Annotated in this window: 23 protein-coding genes; 15 read left to right on the top strand and 8 right to left on the bottom strand. The window is 67.0% G+C overall.

What is annotated here, in order from left to right; all coding sequences use genetic code 11:
- Positions 1–136 precede the first annotated feature (136 nt).
- Positions 137–1522 (top strand): UDP-glucose dehydrogenase family protein, encoded by a 1386-nt coding sequence (locus V9L20_RS00750; RefSeq protein WP_337295113.1) that lies wholly within the window; start codon positions 137–139, stop codon positions 1520–1522.
- Between the two features lie 36 nt (positions 1523–1558).
- Positions 1559–2614 carry a UDP-glucuronic acid decarboxylase family protein gene (locus V9L20_RS00745; RefSeq protein ID WP_337295112.1) on the top strand — a complete coding sequence of 352 codons (1056 nt, stop codon included), beginning with the start codon at positions 1559–1561 and terminating at the stop codon, positions 2612–2614.
- Here V9L20_RS00745 and V9L20_RS00740 read toward each other — a convergent pair.
- Together V9L20_RS00740 and V9L20_RS00735 are read right to left on the bottom strand one after the other, a co-directional pair.
- The gene (locus V9L20_RS00740) at positions 2530–3489 is read right to left on the bottom strand and encodes a beta-xylosidase (protein ID WP_337295111.1); all 960 of its coding nucleotides are present in this window, start codon (positions 3487–3489) and stop codon (positions 2530–2532) included. The genes V9L20_RS00745 and V9L20_RS00740 overlap by 85 nt on opposite strands.
- Complete coding sequence (locus tag V9L20_RS00735) at positions 3486–4637, bottom strand: inositol-3-phosphate synthase (protein WP_337295110.1); 1152 nt, start codon at positions 4635–4637, stop codon at positions 3486–3488. The genes V9L20_RS00740 and V9L20_RS00735 overlap by 4 nt, the downstream gene beginning before the upstream one ends.
- A 299-nt stretch (positions 4638–4936) precedes the next feature.
- Between V9L20_RS00735 and V9L20_RS00730 the strand changes: the two genes are divergently transcribed.
- The 10 genes from V9L20_RS00730 to V9L20_RS00685 are packed head-to-tail and all read left to right on the top strand — an operon-like array spanning position 4937 to position 15053.
- Complete coding sequence (locus V9L20_RS00730; RefSeq protein WP_258505561.1) at positions 4937–6055, top strand: NAD-dependent epimerase/dehydratase family protein; 1119 nt, start codon at positions 4937–4939, stop codon at positions 6053–6055.
- Positions 6052–7182 (top strand): NAD-dependent epimerase/dehydratase family protein, encoded by a 1131-nt coding sequence (locus V9L20_RS00725; RefSeq protein WP_337295109.1) that lies wholly within the window; start codon positions 6052–6054, stop codon positions 7180–7182. The genes V9L20_RS00730 and V9L20_RS00725 overlap by 4 nt, the downstream gene beginning before the upstream one ends.
- Positions 7183–7184: 2 nt before the next feature.
- Positions 7185–8138: an MDR/zinc-dependent alcohol dehydrogenase-like family protein gene (locus tag V9L20_RS00720; RefSeq protein ID WP_337295108.1), complete on the top strand. Its 954-nt coding sequence runs from the start codon at positions 7185–7187 to the stop codon at positions 8136–8138.
- A complete protein-coding gene (locus V9L20_RS00715; protein ID WP_337295107.1) occupies positions 8135–9199 on the top strand; it encodes a Gfo/Idh/MocA family protein in 1065 nt (354 codons plus the stop codon). The genes V9L20_RS00720 and V9L20_RS00715 overlap by 4 nt, the downstream gene beginning before the upstream one ends.
- Positions 9189–10358 carry a glycosyltransferase family 4 protein gene (locus tag V9L20_RS00710; protein ID WP_337295106.1) on the top strand — a complete coding sequence of 390 codons (1170 nt, stop codon included), beginning with the start codon at positions 9189–9191 and terminating at the stop codon, positions 10356–10358. Before V9L20_RS00715 ends, V9L20_RS00710 begins: the two co-directional genes overlap by 11 nt.
- Positions 10346–11467, top strand: coding sequence for a CgeB family protein (locus tag V9L20_RS00705; protein ID WP_337295105.1), 1122 nt, complete (start codon positions 10346–10348; stop codon positions 11465–11467). Before V9L20_RS00710 ends, V9L20_RS00705 begins: the two co-directional genes overlap by 13 nt.
- Positions 11464–12570 (top strand): CgeB family protein, encoded by a 1107-nt coding sequence (locus V9L20_RS00700; RefSeq protein ID WP_337295104.1) that lies wholly within the window; start codon positions 11464–11466, stop codon positions 12568–12570. The genes V9L20_RS00705 and V9L20_RS00700 overlap by 4 nt, the downstream gene beginning before the upstream one ends.
- Positions 12567–13664: a CgeB family protein gene (locus V9L20_RS00695; protein WP_337295103.1), complete on the top strand. Its 1098-nt coding sequence runs from the start codon at positions 12567–12569 to the stop codon at positions 13662–13664. The genes V9L20_RS00700 and V9L20_RS00695 overlap by 4 nt, the downstream gene beginning before the upstream one ends.
- Before the next feature lie 17 nt (positions 13665–13681).
- Complete coding sequence (locus V9L20_RS00690; protein WP_337295102.1) at positions 13682–14506, top strand: TIGR04290 family methyltransferase; 825 nt, start codon at positions 13682–13684, stop codon at positions 14504–14506.
- The gene (locus V9L20_RS00685) at positions 14493–15053 is read left to right on the top strand and encodes a DUF1003 domain-containing protein (RefSeq protein WP_337295101.1); all 561 of its coding nucleotides are present in this window, start codon (positions 14493–14495) and stop codon (positions 15051–15053) included. Before V9L20_RS00690 ends, V9L20_RS00685 begins: the two co-directional genes overlap by 14 nt.
- A gap of 33 nt (positions 15054–15086) precedes the next feature.
- Here the strand turns inward: V9L20_RS00685 and V9L20_RS00680 are convergent, their stop codons facing one another.
- A complete protein-coding gene (locus tag V9L20_RS00680) occupies positions 15087–15680 on the bottom strand; it encodes a DUF4142 domain-containing protein (protein WP_281150252.1) in 594 nt (197 codons plus the stop codon).
- Positions 15681–15843: 163 nt separating this feature from the next.
- On the opposite strand from V9L20_RS00680, the gene V9L20_RS00675 reads away from it, so the two are divergent.
- Complete coding sequence (locus V9L20_RS00675) at positions 15844–16128, top strand: hypothetical protein (protein ID WP_258505573.1); 285 nt, start codon at positions 15844–15846, stop codon at positions 16126–16128.
- Between the two features lie 33 nt (positions 16129–16161).
- Here V9L20_RS00675 and V9L20_RS00670 read toward each other — a convergent pair whose 3' ends face one another.
- The 4 genes from V9L20_RS00670 to rpoN are packed head-to-tail and all read right to left on the bottom strand — an operon-like array spanning position 16162 to position 18403.
- On the bottom strand, positions 16162–16416 hold the full coding sequence (locus V9L20_RS00670) for a hypothetical protein (protein WP_258505574.1): 255 nt from the start codon (positions 16414–16416) through the stop codon (positions 16162–16164).
- Complete coding sequence (locus V9L20_RS00665; protein WP_337295100.1) at positions 16413–16646, bottom strand: hypothetical protein; 234 nt, start codon at positions 16644–16646, stop codon at positions 16413–16415. Before V9L20_RS00665 ends, V9L20_RS00670 begins: the two co-directional genes overlap by 4 nt.
- A 15-nt stretch (positions 16647–16661) precedes the next feature.
- Complete coding sequence (locus tag V9L20_RS00660) at positions 16662–16922, bottom strand: hypothetical protein (RefSeq protein WP_337295099.1); 261 nt, start codon at positions 16920–16922, stop codon at positions 16662–16664.
- A gap of 17 nt (positions 16923–16939) precedes the next feature.
- Positions 16940–18403, bottom strand: coding sequence for an RNA polymerase factor sigma-54 (gene rpoN / locus V9L20_RS00655; protein ID WP_337295098.1), 1464 nt, complete (start codon positions 18401–18403; stop codon positions 16940–16942).
- A 213-nt stretch (positions 18404–18616) separates the two neighbouring features.
- Between rpoN and V9L20_RS00650 the strand changes: the two genes are divergently transcribed.
- Both V9L20_RS00650 and V9L20_RS00645 read left to right on the top strand, forming a co-directional pair.
- Positions 18617–18988: a histidine kinase dimerization/phospho-acceptor domain-containing protein gene (locus V9L20_RS00650; protein ID WP_337295097.1), complete on the top strand. Its 372-nt coding sequence runs from the start codon at positions 18617–18619 to the stop codon at positions 18986–18988.
- A gap of 130 nt (positions 18989–19118) precedes the next feature.
- Positions 19119–20543 (top strand): sigma-54-dependent transcriptional regulator, encoded by a 1425-nt coding sequence (locus tag V9L20_RS00645; protein WP_337295096.1) that lies wholly within the window; start codon positions 19119–19121, stop codon positions 20541–20543.
- Here the strand turns inward: V9L20_RS00645 and V9L20_RS00640 are convergent.
- Positions 20513–20758, bottom strand: coding sequence for a hypothetical protein (locus V9L20_RS00640; RefSeq protein WP_337295095.1), 246 nt, complete (start codon positions 20756–20758; stop codon positions 20513–20515). The two genes, V9L20_RS00645 and V9L20_RS00640, sit on opposite strands and share 31 nt — an antisense overlap.
- Positions 20759–20764: the final 6 nt, after the last annotated feature.

Below are 20764 nucleotides of genomic sequence, written 5' to 3'. Positions count from 1 at the left end.
CCACGTTATTTGCGCTCATCAATGCAGTCAACCACGCACCACGGTGCTGTCCTGTTCCTTCGCCGAAAAATTTCTGCTAGGTTTTTTCAACACGCTTACACCACCACGAACATCGGCACTCATCCGTTCTTCCTCCATGAAAATTTCAGTCCTCGGTACCGGCTACGTAGGTCTCGTCACAGGCAGTTGCCTGGCGGAGATCGGCAATGAAGTCGTCTGCTTCGACGTCGATCAACGCAAGGTCGAAATCCTGCAATCGGGCGGCGTGCCGATCCACGAGGAAGGCCTGCCGCAGCTCATCGAGCGCAACGTGCGCACCGGCCGCCTGCACTTCACGACCGACGTGGCCCGGGCCGTGCACCACGGCGACCTGATCTTCATCGCGGCCGGCACGCCGCCCGGCGAAGACGGCAGCGCCGACCTGCAATACGTGCTCGCCGCCGGCCGCAGCATCGGCCGCCACATGCAGGGCTTCAAGGTGGTGGTCGAAAAGTCCACCGTGCCGGTGGGCACCGCCGGCAAGCTGCGCGCGGCCATCGAGGAGGAGCTCTCGGAGCGCCGCAGCAACGGCGACCATGCGGCGGGCAGCGGCTTGCAGGGGCTTCCGGTCGCCATCGTGTCCAACCCCGAATTCCTGAAAGAGGGCGCGGCCGTCGACGACTTCATGCGGCCCGACCGCATCGTGGTCGGCACCGAGCCCGGCGAGGCGGGGCGCCATGCCAGGGAAGTGATGACCCGCCTGTACGCGCCCTTCAACCGGCAGCGCGACCGCATGATCCACATGGACGTGAAGGCGGCCGAGTTCACCAAGTACGCGGCCAATGCCATGCTCGCCACGCGCATCAGCTTCATGAATGAGCTTGCAAATCTTGCGGAAAAAGTGGGCGTCGACATCGAGCAGGTGCGTCGCGGCATAGGCTCCGATCCGCGCATCGGCTACAGCTTTCTGTATGCGGGGCTGGGCTACGGCGGCAGCTGCTTTCCCAAGGACGTGCAGGCGCTGGTGCACACCGCCGCCACGCACGGCCAGCGCCTGCAGGTGCTGGAGGCGGTGCGCGCGGTGAACGACGCGCAAAAGCAGGTGCTCATAGAAAAGATCGTCCGCCGCTTCGGCGAAGACCTGCGTGGCCGCCGCTTCGGCGTGTGGGGGCTGGCCTTCAAGCCCGACACCGACGACATGCGTGAAGCGCCGAGCCGCCTGGTGATCAAGGCGCTGCTGGTGCGCGGCGCAGAAGTCGTTGCGCACGACCCGGTTGCCATTGCCGAGGCGCGCAAGGTGCTTGCAGGCGACCTGGAGGGCATGCCCGAGCTGATTGCGCGCCTGCGCTACGTCGAGAACCCGATGCAGGCCGTGGAGGATGCGGATGCACTGGTCATCCTCACCGACTGGAAGGCCTTCAAGAGCCCCAGCTTCAGCGCATTGAAGACCGCGCTCAGGCAGCCGCTGATCTTCGACGGACGCAATCTGTACGACCCCGAGATCCGGTCGCAGGGTTTCGACTACCTGGCCATCGGCCGCTGAACAAAGACAGACAAACACACAACAGGAGCTTCGATCATGCGTGTCTACAACTCCCAACGCCGCATTCTCGTGACCGGCGGCGCGGGCTTTCTCGGGAGCCACCTCTGCGAACGGCTGCTGGCGCAAGGCCACGACGTGCTGTGCGCCGACAATTTCTTTACCGGGACGCGGCGCAATGTGGAGCACCTGCTCGGCAATCCGCACTTCGAGCTCATGCGCCACGACATCACCTTTCCGCTCTATGTGGAGGTAGACCAGATCTACAACCTGGCGTGCCCCGCCTCGCCCGTGCACTACCAGCATGACCCGGTGCAGACCACCAAGACCAGCGTGCATGGCGCCATCAACATGCTCGGCCTGGCCAAGCGGGTGCGCGCGCGCATCCTGCAGGCTTCCACCAGCGAGGTGTACGGCGACCCGGACGTGCATCCGCAGCCCGAGAGCTACTGGGGCAAGGTCAACCCGATCGGCGTGCGCAGCTGCTACGACGAAGGCAAGCGCTGCGCCGAGACGCTGTTCTTCGACTACCACCGCCAGCACCAGGTCGACATTCGCGTGGCGCGCATCTTCAACACCTACGGGCCGCGCATGCATCCGCGCGACGGGCGCGTGGTGTCCAACTTCATCGTGCAGGCGTTGCGCGGCGATCCCATCACCATCTATGGCGAAGGCCTGCAGACGCGCAGCTTCTGCTTTGTCGATGACCTGGTGGAAGGGCTCAACCGCTTCATGGACGCTTCGGCCGGCGGGCCCGGCCCGGTGAACATCGGCAACCCGGTCGAGTTCACCGTGCGCGAGCTTGCAACCCTGGTCATCAAGCTGACGGGCTCGTCATCGAAGCTCGCATTCGCGCCGCTGCCTTCGGACGACCCCATGCAGCGCCGGCCCGACATCCGCCTTGCCAAGGAAATGCTCGGCTGGCAGCCGAGCGTGCAGCTCGAAGAGGGCCTGCGCAAGACCATCGAATACTTCGATGGCCTGCTCTCGGCCGGAGAGCTTTCGCCGGCTCAGCTCGCGGCGGGCATGCGCGACGGCGCCGTGGTGCCGGCGGCCGCAAAGGGCAACACCGTGCACGCCCGGTTCGACGCATAGCGCCGGACCATGCTCGCGCAGAACTCGGCAAACTCCTCGGGTTGCTGCGGCGGGCTGGTGTGGTGCGGCGCAATGCCTCGGTGCTCGGGCGTGAAGCAGAAGGTGAGCGTCACGTCGAAGTCTTCCAGCGCGCGCATCTGCCGGTCGAACCAGCGCTCGGCATTCGGCCGGAAGCTGTCGGCCCAGCTCAGCCCGGTGCGCAGGTGGCGCACGCCCAGCCGCTCGAGCCAGCGCACCGCGTCGTCAAGCCGATGGTCTTCGAAGTGGAACCACTGGCAAATGCCCATCGATGGCGTGTAGCTTGCAAATTGCTCGCATGCGAGCTTGGGCGTGCCGTCTTCGCGCAGCAGGCCCATGTGAAAGTGGCGGTAGTAGCTCGATCCCTCGGCCTCGCGGTGCCGCGTGGTGGCCGGCCAGGCCTGGGGAAGGTCGTAGAGCGAATACCAGAAGATGCGCGGCACCCGGCCGATCAGCAGCTCGGCCGTGCGGCGCAGCCCGAACTCCTGCACCTCTTCAGCGCCGAAGGTCGACACGCCCACTTCGGTCACCCACACCGGCAGGTGCGTCACCGCCTCGATCTCTGCGATGCGGCGCGGCCATTCGTGGATCTGCCAGTTGTTCCAGTCCAGCGGAAAGCCGTGCACCGCCACCGCGTCGAGCCCGTCGAGCACGCCCCGGTCGCGGAGGCCCGCCATGAAGTGCGCGTCGATGGGTGATATACCGCCCAGCACCTGCGTGAGCGTGCTGTTCTCCGCGCGGACGGCACTCGATGCCAGCTTGACCATCTGTGCGTAAGCAGACCAGTCGGGGTCGAGCTCGAGGTCCCAGTGCGACTTGTTGTTGGGCTCGTTCCAGAACTTGACGGCTTCGATCATGCGAGCTTGCTCCTCTTCGTGTGGCGCGGCGCATGTTCATGCGCGCGGGGTTTGCGTTCGGGCGGCGCGGCGGCTTCGGCGTCGCCGCGAATGAACGCCTCCACCAGTTCGCGGGCCTCGTCGTCGGTGAACTGCTGCGGCGGGGACTTCATGAAATAGCTCGAAGGCGCCAGCACCGCGCCGCCCACGCCGCGGTCGAGCGCGAGCTTGGCGCAGCGCACCGCATCGATCACTACGCCGGCAGAATTGGGCGAGTCCCACACCTCGAGCTTGACTTCGCACTGCAGCGGCACGTTGCCGAAGGTGGTGCCCTCCATGCGGATGTAGCACCACTTGCGGTCGTCCAGCCACGGCACATGGTCGCTCGGGCCCACATGCACGTCGGAGGCCTTCATGGGATGGCCGAGCTGGCTCGTGACGGCCTGCGTCTTGGAGATCTTCTTGGACAGCAACCGATCGCGTTCGAGCATGTTCAGAAAGTCGGTATTGCCGCCGAAGTTGAGCTGGTAGGTGCGGTCCAGTCGGACGCCGCGCTTCCTGAAAAGATCGGTGAGGATGCGGTGCACGATGGTCGCGCCCACCTGCGACTTGATGTCGTCCCCGATGATCGGCAGGCCACGCTCGGCAAAGCGCCTCTCCCACTCGGGCCGCGAAGCAATGAACACCGGCACGCAGTTGACGAAGGCGCAGCCGGCCTCCAGCACCTGCTGCGCATACCACTGCGTCGCTTTCTCGGAGCCCACCGGCAGGTACGACACCACCACGTCGGTCTTCGTCTCCTTCAGGATCTTCGCCACGTTCTGCGCCTTGCCGGGCGCAAGCGGCACCACGTCCTTCAGGTAGGCGCCAATGCCGTCGTGCGTGGGGCCGCGGTGCACCTGCACGCCCAGCTTGGGCACATCGGCAAAGCGAATGGTGTTGTTGGGCGCTTCGTAGATGGCTTCGCCCAGGTCGCGCCCGACCTTTTGCGCATGCACGTCGAAGGCGGCACTGAACTCGATGTCGGACGGGCGGTAGCCCGCGAGATCGAGGTGCATCAGGCCGGGAATGAAGTCGGTGCCCTGGGCGTTGCCATAGAAGTGAACACCCTGCACCAGCGAGGAGGCGCAGTTGCCCACACCGACGATTGCGACACGTATCTTGCTCATGTTGGAGACCTTTGCGAGAGCCGCCGCGCGTGCGCAGGGCGGACGTGATTGAACACAAAGCCGAAGCTTTGTTCCTTCGCAATCTACGCTCGTTTGAAGCCTCGCGCGCACGTGAAACACCCTCGATGCACAGACCCAACTCTGCAGTGGCGTAACAGGGCAACGCGCCTACACACAGGTAAGTACCTTCGCACATGAAGGCGGCAATTCTTCGTCGAATTTAGGGCTTCGCCAAGGCGTTGAAAAAGAAGATATCTCCCTCGACGATTCGCCGGCGGCTCAAACAAAAAAGGGGTTTCATGTCGCAGCAAATTCTCATTACCGGCGGCGCCGGTTTCATCGGCTCGCATCTCGCAGACGAGCTTCTCTCCCACGGCTATCGCGTTCGCGTTCTCGACAACCTTGCGCCGCAGGTGCATGGCGACAGCGGCCGCAGGCCCGACTACCTTGAGGCCGACATCGAACTCGTCGTTGGCGACGTGTGCGACCCGGCCGCGGTGCGCGATGCGCTCAAGGGCGTGGACGCGGTCTACCACTTCGCGTCGGCAGTGGGCGTGGGCCAGAGCATGTACGAGGTGGCGCACTACACGCGGGTGAACAACCTGGGCACCGCGGTGCTGCTGGAGGCGCTGATCGAGAAGCCGGTGAAGAAGCTGATCGTCGCATCGAGCATGAGCCTGTATGGCGAAGGCCTTTACCGCACCGCAAGCGGCGAGCTCCGCACGGTGCAGGAGCGCACGCTCGAGCAGCTGCGGCGCGGCGACTGGGAGTGGCGCGACGAAGACGGGCTGGCGCTGGTGCCCGCGCCCACGCCGGAAGACAAGGCCCCCGCGCTCGCATCGGTGTATGCGCTCTCCAAGTTCGACCAGGAGCGCATGTGCCTCATGATCGGCCGGGCCTACAACATTCCGACCGCGGCGCTGCGTTTCTTCAACGCCTATGGCCCGCGGCAGGCGCTGTCGAATCCCTACACCGGCGTGCTCGCGATCTTTGCGTCGCGCCTGCTCAACGACAGTCCTCCCAAGATCTTCGAAGACGGGCACCAGCAGCGCGACTTCGTGAGCGTGTATGACATTGCGCGCGCCTCGCGGCTCGCACTCGAAATGCCGGCCGCGGCGGGCGAGGTGTTCAACATCGGCAGCGGCGAGGCCTACAGCGTGCGCGACATCGCACAGCGCGTGGCCGAGGCCGTGGGCAAGGAAAACCTGCTGCCCGAAATCACCGGCAAGTACCGCGTCGGCGACATACGGCACTGCTACGCAGACATATCCAAGGCTCGCCGCGTGCTGGGCTATTCGCCCCGCGTGAGCCTGGAAGACGGCCTGGCCGAGCTCGCGGCCTGGCTGGAGGGGCAAGCGGCGGTCGACCGCGTGGCGCAAGCGAGCGCAGAGCTTTCCGCCCGCGGGTTGGCCATATGAACAGCCGGGACGCAGTACTCACTCCCCGGCGCGCGCTCAACGGCAAGGATCGGGTCACGCTCATCACGGGTGGCGCGGGCTTCGTGGGGGCCAACCTCGCGCACCGGCTGCTGTCCGAAGGCCGCCGCGTGCTGGTGTTCGACAACCTCTCGCGCCCCGGCGTGGAACGCAACCTCGACTGGCTGCAGCAGAACCATGCGACCGGCCTCGACGTGGCTGTTGCGGATATTCGCGATGCCGCCGCGGTGGAGCGCGCGGTTGCGCGGGCCGACCACGTCTTTCATTTTGCGGCGCAGGTGGCGGTGACCACGAGCCTGGTCGATCCGCGTGAAGACTTTGCGGTGAACGCGCTGGGCACGCTCAACGTGCTCGAGGCGGCCCGCGCGCAGCCGGTGCCGCCCTCGGTGCTGATGACCTCGACCAACAAGGTCTACGGCGGCCTGGAAGACGTGGAGCTCAAGCTCGAGGGCCAGCGCTACGGACCGGTGGCGGCCGAGATTGCGAGCCACGGCATTTCCGAAGCGCGGCCGCTCGACTTTCACAGCCCCTACGGCTGCTCCAAGGGAACGGCCGACCAGTACGTGCATGACTACGCGCGCAGCTACGGCGTGAAGACCGTGGTCTTCCGCATGAGCTGCATCTACGGCCAGCGCCAGTTCGGCACCGAAGACCAGGGCTGGGTGGCCCACTTCCTGTTGCGCGCGCTCGATGGCGAACCCATCACGCTCTTCGGCGACGGCAAGCAGGTGCGCGACATCCTGTTCGTCGACGACCTCGTCGATGCCTTCGTGCTGGCGCAGCGCAATATCGGCAAGCTGGCCGGCGGCGCCTTCAACATCGGCGGCGGGCCGCGCAACGTGATCAGTTTGCTCGATCTGCTGGACCAGATCGAAGTGCTCGAAGGCAAGCGCCCCGAGACCGCGCATGAAGACTGGCGCACCGGCGACCAGCGCTACTACGTCTCGGACACGCGCCGCTTCGAGGCCGCCACGGGTTGGCGGCCTGCCATCGACGCGCGGCACGGCATCGAGCGCCTGCACCAGTGGCTGCGAGAGATGCGGGCGCAACCCGCCACCGCACGCAAGAGCGGCCAGCGCCGCCCGGTGCTTGCAGCGGCCGAGAGGTGAGCATGTTCGCCAGTGTCATTGCTTCGCCGGGACAGGCCGTCCTGCGGCAGGTGGATACGCCCGAACCCGCTGCGGGCCAGGTGCTGCTCAAGCTCGAGGGCTCGGGCGTCTGTGCATCGAGCCTGCCGCTGTGGGAGGGCCGCTCCTGGTTCGAATACCCGCAGCCGGCCGGTGCGCCGGGGCACGAAGGCTGGGGCCGCATCGCGGCTGTGGGCGAGGGCGTCACCGGCCTGGCCGTGGGCGACCGCGTGGCCGCGCTCACCTACCGCGCGCATGCCGAATACGACGTGGCCGATGCGGGTTCGGTGGTGCCGTTGCCGGCCTCGCTGGCCGATGTGGCCATGCCCGGCGAGCCGCTCGGCTGCGCGGTCAACATCTTTCGCCGCAGCGACATCCGCGCCGGCCAGACCGTGGCCATCGTCGGCATCGGGTTTCTCGGCGCCATTCTCACGCGGCTTGCCACGCAGGCCGGCGCGCGGGTCATCGCCATATCGCGGCGGCCCTTTGCGCTGGAGGTCGCGCGCCAGGCGGGCGCCGCGCACACCATCGTGATGGACGACCATTGGCGCATCCTGGACGAGGTGAAGCGCCTCACCGGCGAGAAGATGTGCGAACGCACCATCGAGGCCGTCGGCCTGCAGTGGCCGCTCGACCTGGCCGGTGAAATCACCGGCGAGCGCGCCCGCCTCGTGATTGCGGGCTATCACCAGGACGGGACTCGCCAGGTCAACATGCAGATTTGGAACTGGCGCGGCATCGACGTGATCAACGCGCATGAGCGCGACCCGCGCATGTATGTGCAGGGCATCCGCGAAGCCGTCGACATGATGGCCGCGGGCGTGCTCGATGCCGAGCCGCTCTTCACGCACCGCCTGCCGCTCGACAGGCTGGGCGAGGCGCTGGAGCTCACGCGCACGCGGCCCGACGGTTTTCTGAAAGCGGTGGTGACCACGTGAGGGCCGCGCACATGGTGAATGCGCTGGAGCCGGCCCTGGCGACTGCGCCCTCCGCAGGCACCCAGGCGGCGCCGCTTCGGCGGCCCCGGCTCGGTTTTTTGGGTGTCGGCTGGATCGGCAGGAACCGCATGGAAGCCATTGCGAAAGACGGCTCGGCGGAAATTGCAGCCGTTGCGGATGCACAGGCCGATGCATGCGATGCCGCATGCGCACTGGCACCCGGCGCGGCCAGCTTGCGCTCGCTCGATGCGCTGCTCGAACGCGAACTCGACGGGCTGGTGATCGCCACGCCAAGCGCGCTTCATGCCCGGCAGGCCGAAGCGGCACTCGCGCGCGGCATGGCGGTGTTCTGCCAGAAGCCGCTGGCACGCACGGCCGAGGAAACCAAAGGCGTGATCGACGCAGCGAAGCGCGCGAACCGGCTGCTGGGCGTCGATCTTTCTTACCGGCGCACGGCCGGCATGCAGCGCATCCGCGAGCTCGTGTCCGCCGGAGAGATCGGCGAGGTGTATGCCGTCGACCTGGTGTTCCACAACGCCTACGGCCCCGACAAGCCCTGGTTCCGCGACCCGGTGCTTTCGGGCGGCGGCTGCGTGATCGACCTGGGCATCCACATGGTCGACCTGGCGCTCTGGACCCTGGGCTTTCCACGCGTCGAGGCGGTGTCGAGCCGCCTACATGCCGGCGGCCGGCGCCTTGCGCTGCCTTCGGCGGTTGTCGAAGACCATGCGGTGGCGCAGATCGATCTCGCGGGCGGTTGCGTGGCGCGGCTCGCGTGCTCTTGGAACCTGCCGGCGGGACGGGATGCCGTCATCGAAGCCAACTTTCACGGCACGCGCGGGGGCGCCTCGTTCCGCAACGTGAACGGCTCCTTCTACGACTTTATCGCCGAGCGCTTCGACGGCACGCGTGCAATCCCGCTCGCCTCGCCGCCCGACGACTGGGGCGGGCGGGCCGCCGTGCACTGGGCCCGCGCGCTCGCGAACGGCGGTGCCTTCGATCCCGAGATCGAGCGGCTGACCGAAGTGGCGGCTGTGCTGGATGCAATCTATGAACGCTGAAACACCGCAACAAGCGCCGCGCCATGTGCTGATGACGGCCGATACGGTCGGCGGCGTCTGGAGCCACGCATTGGAGCTTGCCGCGGCGCTTGGCGAGCGGGGCGTGCGCGTGTCGCTGGCCACCTTGGGGGCGCTGCCCACACCGGCGCAGCGCGCGCAGGCCGCGTCGCTCCCGGGCCTGGAATTGCACGCGAGCGAGTGGCGCCTCGAGTGGATGGAGAACCCGTGGGACGACGTGCGCCGCGCCGGCCAGTGGCTGCTGGGACTCGAACACGAACTGGCTCCCGACGTGGTGCACCTGAACCAGTTCGCTTTCGGCGCGCTTCCGTTCGCGGCACCGAAGCTCGTGGTGGCTCATTCGTGCGTGGCCTCGTGGTGGCGCGCCGTGCATCGCCAGCTTGCGCCGGCGAGCTGGGACACCTACCGCCGCACGGTGCGGCAAGGGCTCGACGGCGCGGACCTTGTCGGCGCGCCGACGGAAGCCATGCTCTCGTCGCTTGCGCTCGACTACGGGTACATCCACGGCGGCCTCGTACTGCCCAACGGCCGCAGCGCGGCGATGTTCGCTCCCGGCGACAAGGAGCCGGTCATTCTCTCGGCCGGCAGGCTGTGGGACGCCGCCAAGAACGTGTCGGCGCTGCAGGCCGTGGCCACACGCTTGCCCTGGCCGGTGTGCGTGGCCGGGTCGGCATCGGCGCCGGGTGCAGGCCAGAAAAGCATCCAGGCCTCCGGCGTGCTGTGGCTTGGCGAACTGGCTCCCGACGCCATGGCCGCGCAGTTCGCGCGTGCATCGATCTATGCCTTGCCCGCACGCTACGAGCCCTTCGGCCTCTCGGCGCTCGAGGCGGCGCTTTCGCAATGCGCGCTGGTGCTGGGCGACGTGCCGAGCCTGCGTGAGGTGTGGGGCGACGCCGCGCTGTATGTGCAGCCGGACGACCACGATGCGCTGCACGCGGCCTTGATGCAGCTGATCGACGATGCGCCGCTGCGCCAGCAGATGGCGCACCGGGCGGCGGAACGTGCGCGGCATTTCACGCCGGCGCGAATGGCAGACGCCTACATGTCAGCCTACGGCCGCTTGCTCGCGCCGGCAGCGTCCCGCGCGGGCGGCGCCGGCCGCGCCCGAAGAAAAACAAAGGAGGCCGCATGCGCTTCGTGATGTTCTGCCATTCGCTCGTATCCGACTGGAACCATGGCAACGCGCATTTCTTGCGCGGCGTGTGCAGCGAGCTGCTTGCGCGCGGCCACGAGCTTGCGGTGTACGAACCGCACGGCGCGTGGAGCCGCACCAACCTCGAGGCCGAGCACGGCCAGGCGCCGCTCGAAGAGTTCGCGCGGGTGTACCCGGAACTGCACAGCACCACCTATGACCCCGCCACGCTCGATCTCGACGAGGCGCTGCAAGACGCCGACGTGGTGCTGGTGCATGAATGGAACGACCATGCGCTGGTGCGCCGCATCGGCCTTCACCGGCGTGACGGTGGGCGCTACCGGCTTTTCTTTCACGACACGCACCACCGCTCGGTGACCGAAGAAAAGAGCATGGCCGGCTACGACCTTTCGCACTACGACGGCGTGCTGGCCTTCGGCAACGTGATCCGCGACCTGTACCGCAAGAAGGGCTGGGCGCGCCGTGCGTGGACCTGGCACGAGGCCGCCGACATCCGCCACTTCCATCCGATACCGGATGAAGTGGAGGAGGGCGACCTGGTCTGGATAGGCAACTGGGGCGACGACGAGCGCGAAGCCGAACTCGACGAGTTCCTGCTCCAGCCAGTGCACGACCTGCGCCTCAAAGCCCGCGTGCACGGCGTGCGCTACCCCGACAGGGCGCTCGACCGCCTGCGCGCCGCGCGCATCCACTTCGGCGGCTGGCTCCCCAACTACCGGGCGCCGCGCGTCTTTGCGCGCCACCGCGTCACGGTGCATGTGCCGCGCAGGCCTTACGTCCAGGCGCTGCCGGGCATTCCGACCATTCGGGTGTTCGAGGCGCTGGCCTGCGGCATTCCGCTGGTTTCCGCGCCGTGGAACGACGCCGAAGGGCTGTTCACGCCCGGCCGCGACTTTCTGGTGGCCAACGACGGCGGCGCCATGCGCCGCCACTTGCGCGACGTGCTGCACGACCCTGACCTGGCCCGCGCGCTGCGCGAACAGGGCCTGGAAACCGTGCTTGCCCGCCACACCTGCGCCCACCGCGTCGACGAGCTGCTGGCCATTCACGCCGAACTCGAAGGCGAACCCACCCACCTCCGGAGCATTCCCGCATGAAGAAAAAGATGAACATCGCCTTCTTTGCCTCCAGCCTCGTGTCGGCCTACTGGAATGGCGCCGCCACCTATTACCGCGGCATGGTTCGCGCGCTGCACGAGCGTGGCCATCGCGTGCGCTTCTACGAGCCCGATGCCTTCGGCCGCCAGCAGCACCGCGACATGGACGCCCCCGACTGGGCGGAGGTCATCGTCTATCCGGGCGAGGGCGATGCCAATGCACGCCGCATGGTCGAGCATGCACGCGGCGCCGACCTGGTGGTCAAGGCCAGCGGCGTGGGCGTGTTCGATGCGCTGCTCGAAGAGGCCGTGCTCGACTTGCAGGGCCCGGGCACGCGCGTCGTGTTCTGGGACGTCGATGCGCCCGCCACGCTCGACCGGCTGCAGGCCGATGCGGCCGACCCGTTCCATGCGCTGGTGCCGCGCTACGACATGGTGCTGACCTACGGCGGCGGCGACCCCGTGGTGCAGGCCTATCGCCGTGCCGGCGCGCGCGATTGCATTCCGATCTACAACGCACTCGATCCCTCCACGCATCACCCGGTAGGGCCCGATGCACGCTTCGAGGCCGACCTGGGCTTTCTCGGCAACCGCCTGCCCGACCGCGAGGCGCGCGTGGAAGAGTTCTTTCTTCGCGCCGCCAGCCTGCTGCCCGAGCAGCGCTTTCTGCTGGGTGGCAGCGGCTGGAGCGACAAGGCCATGCCCAGCAACGTGCGCTATGTCGGCCACGTCTACACCGCCGACCACAACGCATTCAACCGCACGCCCATGGCCGTGCTCAACGTGAGCCGCGACAGCATGGCGCGCTACGGTTTTTCGCCGGCCACGCGCGTGTTCGAGGCGGCCGGTTCCGCCGCCTGCCTGATCACGGACGCGTGGGAGGGCATCGAGCTTTTTCTCGAGCCCGGAAAGGAAGTGCTGGTGGCCGCCGACGGCGGTGAAGTGGCGGCGCATGTGCGCCAGCTCGACGCCGCAAGCGCGCGCCGCATCGGCGAGGCCGCATACCGCCGCGTGCTGGCGGAACACACCTACGCGCACCGTGCCGCGCAGCTCGAGGCATTGCTCGAAGGCCGCGATGCGGCGCAAGCCCTGGAGGTTGCATGAGCATGCAGGCGTCACCGCTCAAGATCGTCATCCTCGGGCTCTCGATCACTTCTTCGTGGGGCAACGGCCACGCCACCACCTACCGCGGCCTGGTGCGCGAACTGGTGCGGCGCGGGCACGACGTGCTGTTTCTCGAGCGCGATGTGCCCTGGTACGCCGGGCACCGCGACCTGCCCAATCCGCCCTTCGGTCGTACCGCGCTGTACGCCGACGTTGCCAGCCTGCAGCGCGACCATGCGGCGCAGATCGGTGAGGCCGACCTCGTGATCGTCGGCTCCTTCGTGCCTGACGGCGTGGCCGTCGGCGACTGGGTGCAGGCCGAGGCACCGGGGCGCACCGCCTTCTACGACATCGATACGCCCGTCACGCTCGCAGCCCTCGCGCGCGAAGGCACCCCCTACCTGCAGGCGCGGCAGATTGCGGGCTACGACATGTACCTGTCTTTCACCGGCGGCCCCACGCTCGACCGGCTGGAGCGCGAGTTCGGCTCGCCCGCCGCGCGAATGCTCTATTGCTCGGTCGACCCCGAGCTGTATTACCCCGAACCCGTGGCGCAGGATTGCGACCTCGGCTACATGGGCACCTACAGCGACGACCGCCAGCCCACGCTCGAAGCGCTGCTGCTCGAGCCCGCGCGCCAGTGGGCGCAAGGGCGCTTCGAAGTGGCCGGGGCGCAGTATCCGAGTGGCATCGAATGGCCGAGTAACGTGCGCTACACGGCACACCTGCCGCCGGCGCTGCACCGCGATTTCTATAACCGGCAGCGCTTCACGCTCAACGTGACCCGCGCCGACATGATCCAGGCCGGCTGGTCCCCCAGCGTGCGCATCTTCGAAGCAGCGGCGTGCGGCACGCCGATCATCAGCGACCGCTGGGACGGCATCGAATCGCTGCTCGTGCCGGGTGAAGAAATTTTCTTGGCGGATTCGCCTGGCGAAGTGCTGCGGCTCTTGCGAGAACTGCCCGAAGAAGAGCGCCGCGCCGTGGGCGAGCGCGCGCGACGGCGCATTCTTTCGGAGCACACCGCCGCTCACCGCGCCGCCGAGCTCGAAGGCTACGCCCGCACGCTGCTGCAAGTGCGCGAGGCGGCATGAAAAGAGGAGGCATGCACATGCACAACAACCAGAAATCAACCGCAGCAGCGGCAACCGATTCGAGCAGAGACTCCGTTCGCCAGCAGATCGAGGCGCTCGGCCCCTGGTTCCACAACCTGCACCTGCCCGGCGGCGTGCAAACCTTGCCCAAGCATTTTCTCGGCGGCGACTTTCCCAACTTCAAGTGGCAGGAGATCAAGCCCTTTGTGCCGGAAGACCTGAGCGGATGGCGCGTGCTCGACGTGGGCTGCAACGCAGGCTTCTACAGCTTCGAGCTGGCGCGGCGCGGGGCCTCGGTGCTGGGCATCGATGTCGACGCGCACTACCTCGCGCAGGCCCGGTGGGCCGCCGGCCAGCTGGGCATGGAGTCGCAGGTGGAGTTTCGGGAGATGCAGGTGTACGACCTCGCGCGCTCCAGTGAGACCTTCGACCTCGTCTGGTTCATGGGCGTTTTCTATCACCTGCGTTATCCGCTGCTGGCGCTCGACCTGCTGGCCGAGCGCACGCGCCGCATCATGATGTTCCAGACGCTCACCATGCCTGGCGACTCGGTCTATACCGACACGGCGGACTGCAACATCGACAACCGCACGCCGCTGCTCGAGAGCGGATGGCCGCGCATGGCCTTCATCGAACACCGGCTTGCCAACGACCCCACCAACTGGTGGGCCCCCAACCATGCCGGCGTGGAGGCCATGCTGCGCTCCAGCGGACTGCGCGTCGAAGCCCGGCCGGGGCACGAAATCTACCTGTGCGTGCCCGATGCACAGGCGCAGGGTGCACGCGCCATCTATGGTTCGCAATACGAGTCGGCCACGGGAGCGATCCGTGGCGGCGGCTGAACCGGCCACGGAGGGCCAGGCATCGGAGGCGCCGGTAGCGGGCGTGGTCGACCGCAACATTGCCGCGCTGGTTCGGCGGCGCCAGCAGCAGAAGATATCGACCGGCCTGCAGGACCGGATTGCCGACGCCATTACCCGCTTTGCCGGCAGCATGAAGTTCGTGTACCTGCACCTGCTGATCTACGGGGGCTGGATCGTCATCAACCTGGGATGGGTACCCATGGTTCGCGCATTCGACCCGACCTTCGTGGTGCTGGCCATGGTGGCGTCGGTCGAGGCCATTTTCATCTCGACCTTCGTGATGATCAGCCAGAACCGCATGGCCGCGATGGCGGACCAGCGCGCCGACCTCGATCTTCAGATCAGCCTCTTGGGCGAGCACGAGATCACGAAGGTCATCACCCTGGTCACGGAGATCGCAAAGCGCATGGACATTCCGGCGGCGCACGACCCGGAGCTCGACGAGCTCCGCGAGAACGTTTCGCCGGAGCGGGTGCTCGACCGCATCGAGCGCCCTTCGAAAGAACCCGGGCAACCGGAGGGGTAGGGCAGCACTCCCGGCCCCGCCCGCTCTTTCTTCTTACTTCTTGCCGGTGATTCCCTGCGCCGTCGTCAGGTGACCGTGAACCACGGGCAGCGTCTTGGCTGCATAGGCCTTCAGGTCCGCATCGGCCGCATTGCGCTGCACCTTCTGCAGCATTTCATGCGTCTTCTTGTGGTCGGAAAGGCCCGCCATCGACATGTACTGCTTGTCGAAGGTTTCGCCGCTCAGGGCCTTCAGCGCGGTTGCGGTGGCCTTGTGCTTGGCGTCGGGCTCGGTCGGCAGCTCCACGCCTTTCTTCGATGCGATTTCCTGCAGTTCGCTCAGCGCCTTGGTGTGGTCGTCGACCATGGTCTTGCCGAACTGCTTCACCTCGTCCTTCGAGGCTTTCTCCTGGGCGAGCTTTCCGGTTTCGATCTCGGCGAGATTGGCCTGCGCAATGTCTCTCATAAAGCGCTGATCGCCCTTCGACGGCTTGCCTGCCTGGTCCGACTTGCCGGCGGCGCTGCGTGTTTCCGTGGCCTGGTCGCCGCGCGAGCTCGCGCTCTGGGCGGCGGCGGGAAGAGTCGCAGCAAATGCGCAAGCGGCCACTGCGGCCATGCCGAAACGGAAGGCAGTGCTTTGGATGGTCATCGATGTACTCCTTGAAGGTGATGATTTCGGGCCCGCCCGTTGGAGCGGAATCCGTCCCTTGCGGGGCAACGCGCATGCCCGGCGCGGTGCGGGCATGCCGCTTGCCGCCCGCGTTTGTCCCTGTTCTTCCCTTCATTCTTTTCAACGCCCTGGACGTCCTGTCATGAAAAGATCGCAATCGCGCATGGGCCATGCGAGCGAGTGCTATGAACTGCTTGAATTCCTGTCCCGCCGCCAGATGCCCGTGGTGTGCTCGGAACCCGATGACATTCACAAGATCCTTGCACTGCGCAGCGCCTCGCTGCTCCAGGCGATGACGGAGCCGACGGTGGTGTTGCGCACCGGTGAGCGGCGGATCGAACGCGCCATCGTCACCGCGATCACCGCCGAAGGCCGCGCGGCCTGCATGATGCGCAGCGCCAATGCGCTGACGCCCGGGCGCCGCTGAGGGCGCTTGCCGCCGCTTGTTGCGGCGGATGCTTCAGAGCTGGCCCTGGCCGTCGCCCGTGCGGTCGTGCACCCAGCGCATGGCTTGCTGCTGCGCATGGCGCAGCGCCTCTGCTTCGGTGGCGTAGGCGATCTCGTCGGTGTCGTTGGGCAGCATGGTTTCCTGGGTGGCCGTTCCCTCGCCGAGGCAGACGACCTCGGGGCGGTACACCCCCGTGGCCATGCGGCGGGCGCAGTACGCGAAGCGCCAGCCGCGGTAGACGAATTCGTGGCGCTGCTCTTCGTTCATTGCGGGTGCTCCGCCGCGGCGGGTGAATCGTCACCGCGGATCGCGTTCCATCCGGCGGGCGTGAGCGCGCGGACTTCGCCGAACTGCCCGTCGCAAGAGTCCGGCGGATAGAAGCGCACATCCACGTGCCCGGTGGCCGCGAGCCGGCGCAGCACGCGCACCTTGGACGGCCGTGCCACGAAGATGGGAAGTCGCTTGCGGGCCAGTCTTTCGAGATAGCGGTAGGACATGCGGTACCCCTCTCTTTACTGCTGCACCTGCTGCAATTGCGGATTGGCCTGCACGCCGCGTTTGAAGCTGTCCACGGGCGCTCCGAGCGCGCTGCGTCCGTCGGGCGTCAGGGCGAGAAAGCGGCCCACCTCGCGGCCTCCGGCATCGGGCTTGAAGGTCAGCGCCGCAACCAGGCCGGCGGCCCGCAGCACCAGCAGGCTGTCGATGTCGTGGGGGTCGGTCAGCGTCGCGGGCGCGGGATGCTTTGCGAGCACACGCAGAAATTCAATGGACATGTTTTCTCCTTTGCGGGCTAGGCCGCAGCTCCCAGTTCTCCCCCATGGACGCGGCGGCGCTCGAAGGGGTCGATGTTCATGCTCTGGCGGTACTTGGTGACGGTGCGGCGCGCAATGCGAAAGCCCTGCTGCGCCAACTGGCGTGCCAGCGCCGCATCGCTTAGCGGCGCCACGGGTTTTTCGACGGCAATGAGCTCGCGGATGAGCCCCTGCAGTGCCACCGGCGCGCTCGCGCCCCCGGCGGCGTGCTCGAGCCCGCGCGAGAAGAAGTGCTGCAGTTCGAAGATGCCGACGGGCGTGGCCATGTACTTGTTGTGCACGGTGCGCGAAACGGTGGACGGATGCACGCCCACTTCTTCGGCAATTTCGCGCAGCCCGAGCGGCTTCATGGCGAGCGGGCCGTGCTCGAAGAACATCTTCTGCCGCGCGACGATGGCGCGCGCCACCTCCAGAATGGTGGATGCGCGCTGCGACACGCTGCCCACCATCCAGCGCGCTTGCTCCAGGCATTCCTTCATGGCGGCGCACTGGCCGGTGCCGTGTTTCTCGCCATGCTGCTCGAGCATTTGCGCGTAGGCCGAGTTCACCTTCACGCGGGGCAGGGCGCTGGCGTTGAGCGAGGTCCGCCAGGTGCCGCGCACCTTCTTCACGGTCACGTCGGGTATCACGATGCGCGCCGCCGTTTCGCCGAATTGCCAGCCCGGGTGCGGGTTCAGGCGCCGGATGCAATCGATTGCGCACTGCACTTGCTGCGGCGCCGCATCGAGCGCCTTGGCCAGTTTGCCGACGTCATGCGTGGCAAGCAGGCCGATGTGCGCTTCGAGAATACGGCGCGCGAGTTGCCGGATGACTGTTTCCGATTCGTTCGCATGCTTCGGGGAAGCCTCGAGTTGCAGGCAAAGGCATTCGGCCACGCTGCGCGCCGCCACGCCCGCAGGGTCGAGCGCCTGCACGCGGCGCAGGGCCGTGCGCAGTTCGCGCTCCGCATCCGCGCCGGTTTCTCCGAGCGCGGAGCCCACCTCTTCGAGCGAAATGCGAAGGTAGCCGTCGTCGTCCAGCGCCTCGACCACGGCGCGCGCAAACGCCATTTCGCGCGCAGAAATGCGCAGTACGCCAAGTTGCCCGTGCAGATGCGCGCGCAGCGAATCCGGCAGCGGCACGCGCTGCATCAGGTCGAAGCTCTCGTCATGCGACAGGTGCCTGTCGCCCGAGGCCGGGGCCGCGGTAATCCTGTCGAAGGCCGCCGCCGCTTCGATGTCGGCGGCAGCATCGGCCGCGGCCGGCACGGTTTCGGCGATGGATTCGTGGCCTTCTTGCGCGAGCGGTTCAATCTCGAGAAACGGGTTCAGCTCGGCTGCGTCGCGCAGCGCCTGCGCGTACTCCTGCGAGGACATCTGCAGCAGCCGAACGGCCTGCTGCAGGCGGGGGGAAAAGATAGGGGCCTGCACCTGGCGGGCCTGCAAAACAATCGACGTGTTCATGTTTCTCCGTAGCGCCTCCGGTTCTCGGGGCGGGATGGCTGCGCAACGGTCGTGCCAGGGTATTTCTCGCTCGCATGGGTCGAAAACTAGTTTTAAAGTACGCATAAAAGGGTTCGCGCGCGCCTTCGGCGCCGGGGTGTTGGAAGCCTTGCGGCAAATCTTGCGGTTCTCTCGGGGCAGACAGGGGTGGTGCGTTTGTCGGAAACTCATGCAATGAAAAATTCATCGGGAGACAGGGGGCTGCCCGCGGCGTGGCCGGCGCTGCTGACCGGCGCTTGCCTTGCCATTGCGGGGATCGCGGGGCTGGGACTCGCGTTTCGGCAGAAAGCCCGCACCGCACGGGCTGCAGAAGAAAAGCTGGCGCTGCATCGAGCGCGCTTGGCTCGCCAGGCGCTGTGCGCCCAGCGCCTTGAACACGATCTTCGAAGCCCGGTGGGCGCCATGGCCGTGGCCTTGGAGCTTTTGCGGACCTCCGACGACACCGACACGCAACGCGAAGCCCTGGAAGTGCTGGAGCGGCAGGTCGCGCGTATGACGTCTCTGACAGAGCAAGTGCACGAATTCGCACAGGGCTTGGACGATTGAACCGTCCGGCGTTTCTTGCCGGGCGGCGCAAGATTCGAAGTGGGACATCTACGCGCGAAAGAAATTGCGCGGGAAATTCGAGGCAAGCACTCATTCGCAGTGCAGCACAGGCGTCAAGCCAGGTACGAAGTTGGGCCACACACTTATTGTTGAAGACGACGAAGATTCGGCGCGGATGATTGCCGCCCTGGTCGCGCGCGAGGGGCACACCGTGATGTGCGCGCACTCGATCGCCGCGGCGCGCCGCCTGGTTGCCATGCAGCGGCCCGATCTGCTGCTGCTCGACCTGCACCTGCCCGACGGAAGCGGCTTCGACCTGCTGGACGACCCCGAGATCGTGAGCGACACCATGCTGGTCCTCATGACGGGGCAGGCGAGCCTGGAGACTTCCATCAGGGCGCTGCGTATCGGCGCTGCCGACTACCTGGTAAAGCCGATCAATCCGCAGCACCTGAAGGGGCTGCTCTCACGCCTCATTGCTCCTTCGCAATTGCGCGCTGAACTCGACGAGGTGCAGGAGCTCTGGCGCGAGACCGGGCGCTTCGGCCACCTGATCGGCCGCTCGCAGCCCATGCAGCGCGTGTACCGGCAGATTTCGCGCGTGGCCGGCACCGCGGTTACCGTGTTCATCCACGGAGAAAGCGGCACCGGCAAGGAACTGGTGGCCCGCGCGGTGCACGACCTGAGCCGGCGGCGCGAGCAGCCGTTTCTTGCCGTGAACTGCGGTGCGCTGTCGCCGCACCTCGTCGAAAGCGAAATCTTCGGCCACGAGCGCGGCAGCTTTACCGGGGCGGAGCGCCAGCACCAGGGCTTCTTCGAGCGCGCGCATGGCGGCACGCTGTTTCTGGACGAGGTGACGGAAATGCCGCTCGAGCTGCAGGTAAAACTGCTGCGCGTGCTGGAGAGCGGCACCTTCATGCGGGTGGGCTCCACCCAGGTGCAGCAGACCGACGTGCGCATCATCGCGGCCACCAACCGCGACGCCGGCGAGGCGGTGGCGCGGGGCACCATGCGCGAAGACCTGCTGTATCGCCTCAACGTATTTCCAATCGGGCTGCCGCCCCTGCGCGAACGCGGCGACGACATCGCCCTCATTGCCACGAGCTTCCTGCAAGACCTGGCGCGCCAGGAAGGTGGCAGCAAGCACTTCACGCCGGGCGCGCTGGCGCGGCTGGCGGCGCACCGCTGGCCCGGCAACGTGCGCGAGCTGCGCAACGTGGTGCAGCGCGCATGGGTCATGGCGTCCGGCAACGAGATCGACGAGGAGTGGCTGCCCGCAGCGGACAGTGCGGGCGCCGGGCCCGAGCCCGAAGCAACGCGCGGCCGAGCGCTCGCGCCCCCTCCGATCAATGGCCAGCGGGATGCCGCTGTGGCACCTCCCGAGGCGGGGGAGGACCAGATCGTGATCGAAGTGGGCACGCAACTCGCGGAGGTAGAAAGGCGCGTCATTCTTGCCACCTACGAGCGCTGCGGGCGCCACAAGGAGCGCACCGCCGCGCTGCTGGGCATCAGCATGAAGACGCTCTACAACCGGCTGAAGGAGTACCAGCAATGAGAAGGCGCCGGCGGCTGCGCCGGCGTGTTCCGACGGGAGCATGAGGACGGACCCGCGGCGGAGGACGCGCCGCGCATTCGCGCGCGATAGCGCTCCTTCCAGCCGCGCAGCCGGAACCTGTAGGCCGCGGCGCCTGCGGGATCGAAGTCGGTTCCCAGATAATTCGCCGGGTTTTCAAGTGGATGGCGGGCGAAATAGCTGCTGAGTTCGTTCATGCGTGT

Origin of the sequence: Variovorax sp. CCNWLW225, from assembly GCF_037204045.1 — a bacterium.
Taxonomy (GTDB): Bacteria; Pseudomonadota; Gammaproteobacteria; order Burkholderiales; family Burkholderiaceae_C; genus Variovorax.
This window is presented reverse-complemented; position numbering and strand designations above follow the sequence as displayed.